Genomic DNA, 5,471 nt, shown 5'->3' on the forward strand with positions numbered 1-5,471 from the left:
CGTCCGCACGCCGGCGCCTGCACCCATGCCGCAATCCGGCGGAAACATGCGTGCGCCGGGCCCGCCAGCGGTGATGCATGCGCCGAATCCGCAGGCCCAGATGCATGCGCCGAATCCGCCGGCCGTGATGCATGCGCCGGCGCCCAACGTCGGCGCGGTCGTCGTGATGCCGCCGTCAGGCCATCAGGGTGGCGGTGGTGGTGGCGGCGGTGAGCGAGGCAGCTTCGGCGGCCGGCAAGGCGGCAGCGGCGGGGGCGGCGGCGCCCACGGCGGCGATTTCCGGCACGAGTGACGCCGGACGGGCTTGACATCGCACGCGTGGACCCTGCGTTACAGCATCCGGGCCAGCACGCCGTCCTTCATGAAGAACCGGTGCGCGAGCGCCGCGCACGCGTGCAGTCCGATCAGGATCGCGAGCGCGGTGGCCCACGCGCTGTGCAACTCGCCGATCGATGCGCCGAGCGAGTGTGGCGCGGCGATCGTCGGCAGGGTCAACCAGTGGCCGACGCCGATCTGCCAGGTGCGGCCGTTCGCGTTCAGCCAGCCGAGCAGCGGCACCGCGAGCAGCGACACGTACAGCAGCTTGTGCGTGACGCTCGCCACGAACGCGAGCGCCGGGTGCTGCTCGACCGGCGCGATCGGCCGGCGCGCGCCCGACCACAGCAGGCGCGGCACCGCGATCAGCAGCAGCAATACGCCGAGATTGACGTGCAGCAGCACGAGCCCGAGCGGCGGCGCGGTGCCGTGGACGTCCGGCATCGTCCAGCCGAGCGCGAACTGGGCGGCGACCAGCAGCACCATGCACCAGTGGAACAGGCGCGTGAGCCGGTCGTAACGGGCTGTCAGGCGGGTGGTATCGGACGTGGCGGACGCGGTGGACGTGTCGGACATGGCGGACTCTTCTGACGAATGTGGGGCGCGGCGGTCGATGCGGCCCTGAACGAGGGCCGGACTGCCGACGCGTCCATCATCGATCCGCGCACCTTATGGGAACGTTAAGATCCCTCCAACGCGCGCACGCATCAATCGAGCAGCGTCAGGATTTCGTCATACAACGGCCGCGGCACGCGCACACCGTGTGCGACGCTGCGCGCGCGGGCGTCGAAGCGCCGTTGCGACGGCAGCCGCGCGCCCTGCGCGACGATCGATTCGAGCATCCGCTCGCCGCGCGCGAGCCCCGCGTCGAGATCGTCGCCGAGGAACACCTTCGGATCGAACGCGATCACGAGCTCGCCATGACACGGTGTCGCGCCGACGCCTTCGTCGAATGCCATCGACTCCTGGCTCGTCATGTCGCCGATCAGCGCGCCGCCGAGCAGCTCGACCATCGCCGCGAGCGCCGAGCCCTTGTGGCCGCCGAACGTGCGCATCGCGCCCTGCAGCGCAGCCTTCGGATCGGTGGTCGGCTGGCCGTCCGCATCGATTGCCCAGTGCGGCGGAATCGGCTTGCCTTGCTTCGCGTGCAGCTCAATGTCGCCGCGCGCGATCGCGCTGGTCGCGAAATCGAACACGAACGGCACGCCGCCCGGCCGCGGCCACGCGAATGCGATCGGATTGGTGCCGAACACCGGCTGGTTGCCGCCTTCCGGCGCGACCCAGCTATGGCTCGGGTTCATCGCGATCCCGGCGAGGCCGGCGGCGGCGATCGCCTCGACTTCCGGCCACAGCGCCGAGAAGTGGTAGCAATTGTTGATGACCAGCGCCGCGATGCCGTGCTGCTTCGCCATGTCGACGAGCACCGGGAGGCCCGTCTCGAAGCTCAGCAGCGAAAAGCCGCGATGCGCATCGACCGCGACGATCGACGACGACAGCCGGCGCAGCGTCGGCACGGCCTGCGGATCGACCTTGCCTTTCTTCAGCGAGCGCACGCAGACGAGCAGCCGGTAGACGCCGTGCGAATGGCATTCGTCGCGCTGGCCTTGCGTGATCACGTTCGCGATCGCGCGCGCGTGTGCGTCGGACATCCCGTGGTGGGTCAGCACGCGCAGCGCGAGCGCGTGCACGTCGTCGAGCGACAGGACGACTTCGTTCGCGTCAGACATCTTGAGTCTCCTTCGGCAGGACCATCACGCCGTCGATCCGCTGCGCGACGTGCAGCGGGTTGCCGTCGCGGATCGCTGCGGGCAGCAGTGCGGCCGGCACGTCCTGATACGAGACGGGCCGCAGGAAGCGTTCGATCGCGCGCGCGCCGACCGACGTCGTGCGCGTGTCGGACGTCGCCGGGAACGGGCCGCCGTGCACCATCGCATGCCCGACCTCGACGCCGGTGCCGAAGCCGTTGACGAGGATACGGCCGGCCTTGCGTTCGAGCGTCGGCAGCAGCTTCGCGAACAGCGGCGCGTCGCCGTCGGCGAGATGCGCGGCGATCGTCAACTGGCCTTCGAGCGACTTCAGCACGCGGTGCAGCGTGTCGGCGTCCGGGCAGCGCACGATCAGCGATGCGGGGCCGAACACTTCGTCGCGCAGTTCCGGACGCGCGATAAACGCATCGGCGGACGTAGCGAACAGCGCGGCGCGCGCCTGGAAGCGGTCGCCTTCGACGCCTTCGGCGAGCGTGTCGACTGCGTCGTGCGTGCGCAGCTTTGCGACGCCTTCGGCATAGCTCGCGTGGATGTGTGGCGTCAGCATCGTCTGCGCGGCAGCCGCGCGGACGGCGGTAGCAGCGGCCGCTTCGAACGCGCGCAGCGCGGGCCCGTCGATGCCGAGCACGAGGCCCGGGTTCGTGCAGAACTGGCCGGCGCCGAGCGTCAGCGACGCGACGAACTGCTGCGCGATCGCATCGTGCCGCGCGGCGAGCGCGTCGGGCAGCAGCAGCACGGGGTTGATCGAGCTCATTTCCGCATAGACGGGAATCGGCTCGTCGCGCGTGGCCGCGATATGCATCAGCGCGACGCCGCCGCGCCGCGAGCCGGTGAAGCCGACCGCCTTGATGCGCGGATCGGCAACGAGCGCCTGGCCGATCTCACGCGATGCGTCGAACAGCAGCGAGAACACGCCGGCCGGCAATCCGCATTCGTGCACCGCCTGCTGGATCGCACGGCCGACGAGTTCCGACGTGCCCGGATGCGCGGAATGCGCCTTGACGATCACCGGGCAGCCGGCTGCGAGCGCGGACGCCGTATCGCCGCCCGCGACCGAAAACGCGAGCGGGAAGTTCGATGCGCCGAACACGGCAACCGGCCCGATCGCGACGTTGCGCAGCCGCAGGTCGACGCGCGGCAGCGGCTTGCGGTCGGGGCGGGCCCGATCGATGCGGGCATCGACGAAGCCGCCGTCGCGCGCGACCGCCGCGAACAGCCCGAGCTGGCCGACCGTGCGGCCGCGCTCGCCTTCGATGCGGGCGCGCGGCAGCCCCGATTCGGCGACGCAGCGCTCGATCAGTTCGTCGCCGAGCGCGATGATGTTGCGGCCGATTGCTTCGAGAAACGCGGCGCGCGCTTCGGGGCTCGTCTCGCGATAGGTGTCGAACGCATCGTCGGCGAGCGCGCAGGCCGTCTCCAGGTCGTGCAGGCTCGCGCCGCCGAACGCGGGTTCGAGCCGTTCGCCGGTCGCGGCGGCGATCGCGTGGAGGGTGCCGTTCTGCCCGGTGACGGCAGCGGAGCCGATCAAAAGCTGACCTGTGAGTCGCATGGTTTTCCTCGAAAAAATGCGGGCCGGGCGCACGGCCCGGCCGATGGGGGAAGGGAAGAAGGGGAAGGGGGCGTCAGCACTCGTCGTCGTCGAGCTGCAGCTTCGCGGACGGCACGCCGGTATGCGAGCCCCAGTAATAGATGACGAGCGCGATCGCCACGACGACAAGCGTGTCGTAAGGATGCGCGAGCTGGCCCGTGCCGCCGAAGCCGCCGAAATACGACGCGACGATCATCGCCGCATAGAACGCGATCAGCCACGCCGACGAGCGCACCTGTTCTGCGAGGCTCAGGTGCGCGGTCGGCACCCAGCGGCGGCATGCGAGATAGATGACGAACATCGCGATCTGCAGGCCGAGCAACCAGGACACGGTGCTCCAGCCCGACCAGTAGACGATCAGCGCGGCGATCACGAACGATGCGGGGCCCGTGATCGCGAACGCGCTCGCGCGGAACGGCCGCGGCAGGTCGGGCGCATTGCGGCGCAGTGCGGCGACCGACACGGGCGCGACCGCGTAGCTGAGCACCAGCGCGGCCGACACGATGTTGATCAGCGCTTCCCACGACGGGAACGGCATCGTCCAGAAGATCGCGAGGCCGAAGGTCAGCCACAGGCCCGCGCGCGGAATGCCGGACGCTTCGTCGATGCGCGTGAAGACCTTGAAGAAGGTGCCGGTCTTCGCCCAGCCGTAGACGACGCGCGGCGTCGCGTTCATGTAGATGTTGCCGCAGCCGCTCGGCGAGATCATCGCATCGGCGACGACCATCACCGCGAGCCAGCCGACGCCGAGCGCGAGCGCAATGTCGCGATACGGCAGCGAGAACGCCTTGCTGACGTCGTGCCAGCCGGCGGCGAGCATGTCGGTCGGGATGCTGCCGATGAACGCGATCTGCAGCAGCACGTAGATCAGCGTCGACAGCAGGATCGACAGGATCAGCGCGATCGGGATCGTGCGCTGCGGATTGCGCACCTCGCTCGCGACCGACACGATCGGCGTGAGCCCGAGGTACGCAAAGATGATGCCGCCGGCCGACACGGCCATCTCGATGCCCGGCATGCCGAACGGCGCGAAGCCGTGGATCGTCAGGTTCGCGGGCTTGAAGAACGTGAACAGCACCGCGATCACCGACAGCGGGACGACGAACTTGAAGATACTGATGATGTTGTTCGCCTTCGCGAACGTCTTCACGCTCGAATAGTTCAGGTAGAAGAAGAAACCGAGGAGAGCTGCCTGCACGAGCCAGCCGAGCGTGGTCGGATCGCTCGATCCGGCGACGGTCAGCCCCGGAAACCACGCGGCCGCGTACTGGCGCGCGGCGACGACTTCGATCGCGATCAGGCTCGAAAAGGCGATCAGCGTGATGAAGCCCATCAGGTAGCCGAGCAATGGGCCGTGCGAGAACACCGGATAGCGCACGACGCCGCCCGCGCGCGGCAGCGCGGCGCCGAGTTCGCAGTAGACGATGCCGAGCAGCAGCACCGCGAAGCCGCCGAGCAGCCACGAGAAGATGCCGGCCGGGCCCGCGATCGTCGACACGTGACTTGCGGCGAACAGCCACCCCGAACCAAAGATGGCGCCGAGACCGATGAACGTGAGGTCGGTCAGCGACAGCTGTTTCTTGAACTTGCCGTGACCCGCGTCGGGGTGCGCGGAACGGGAAAGCGGCACGGACGGTTGTGCATTGCCTTGGCCTGGCATGGGCTTGTCTCCTATGGGATTGTCGGCACAGGCGGAAATCGCGCCGCGCTCTGACGGAGCTGCGGCGCGCGCCTGCCGGCCGGCGACGCCCGGTTCGAACGACCGGGGCGGGCCGCGGGGCGTTCACGCGCGACGCGGGCTG

4 protein-coding genes and 1 pseudogene are annotated in these 5,471 nt (G+C 69.3%); 1 reads left to right on the forward strand and 4 read right to left on the reverse strand.

Annotation, left to right across the window (positions count from 1 at the left end):
* Positions 1-292 (forward strand): annotated as a pseudogene (locus G3N94_RS39350) (peptide-binding protein); the annotation flags it as partial.
* Between the two features lie 38 nt (positions 293-330).
* Here the strand turns inward: G3N94_RS39350 and G3N94_RS39355 are convergent.
* The 4 genes from G3N94_RS39355 to G3N94_RS39370 all read right to left on the reverse strand — a co-directional run bounded on the left by G3N94_RS39355 (position 331) and on the right by G3N94_RS39370 (position 5,329).
* Positions 331-891, reverse strand: a complete 561-nt coding sequence (locus tag G3N94_RS39355; RefSeq protein WP_205799593.1) for a cytochrome b — start codon at positions 889-891, stop codon at positions 331-333.
* Between the two features lie 131 nt (positions 892-1,022).
* A complete protein-coding gene (locus G3N94_RS39360; protein WP_205799594.1) occupies positions 1,023-2,042 on the reverse strand; it encodes an Ldh family oxidoreductase in 1,020 nt (339 codons plus the stop codon).
* A complete protein-coding gene (locus tag G3N94_RS39365) occupies positions 2,035-3,630 on the reverse strand; it encodes an aldehyde dehydrogenase (NADP(+)) (RefSeq protein ID WP_205799595.1) in 1,596 nt (531 codons plus the stop codon). The genes G3N94_RS39360 and G3N94_RS39365 overlap by 8 nt, the downstream gene beginning before the upstream one ends.
* A gap of 73 nt (positions 3,631-3,703) precedes the next feature.
* Complete coding sequence (locus tag G3N94_RS39370; protein WP_205799596.1) at positions 3,704-5,329, reverse strand: APC family permease; 1,626 nt, start codon at positions 5,327-5,329, stop codon at positions 3,704-3,706.
* Positions 5,330-5,471: the final 142 nt, after the last annotated feature.

Origin of the sequence: Burkholderia sp. Ac-20353, from assembly GCF_017104785.1 — a bacterium.
Lineage (GTDB): Bacteria > Pseudomonadota > Gammaproteobacteria > Burkholderiales > Burkholderiaceae > Burkholderia.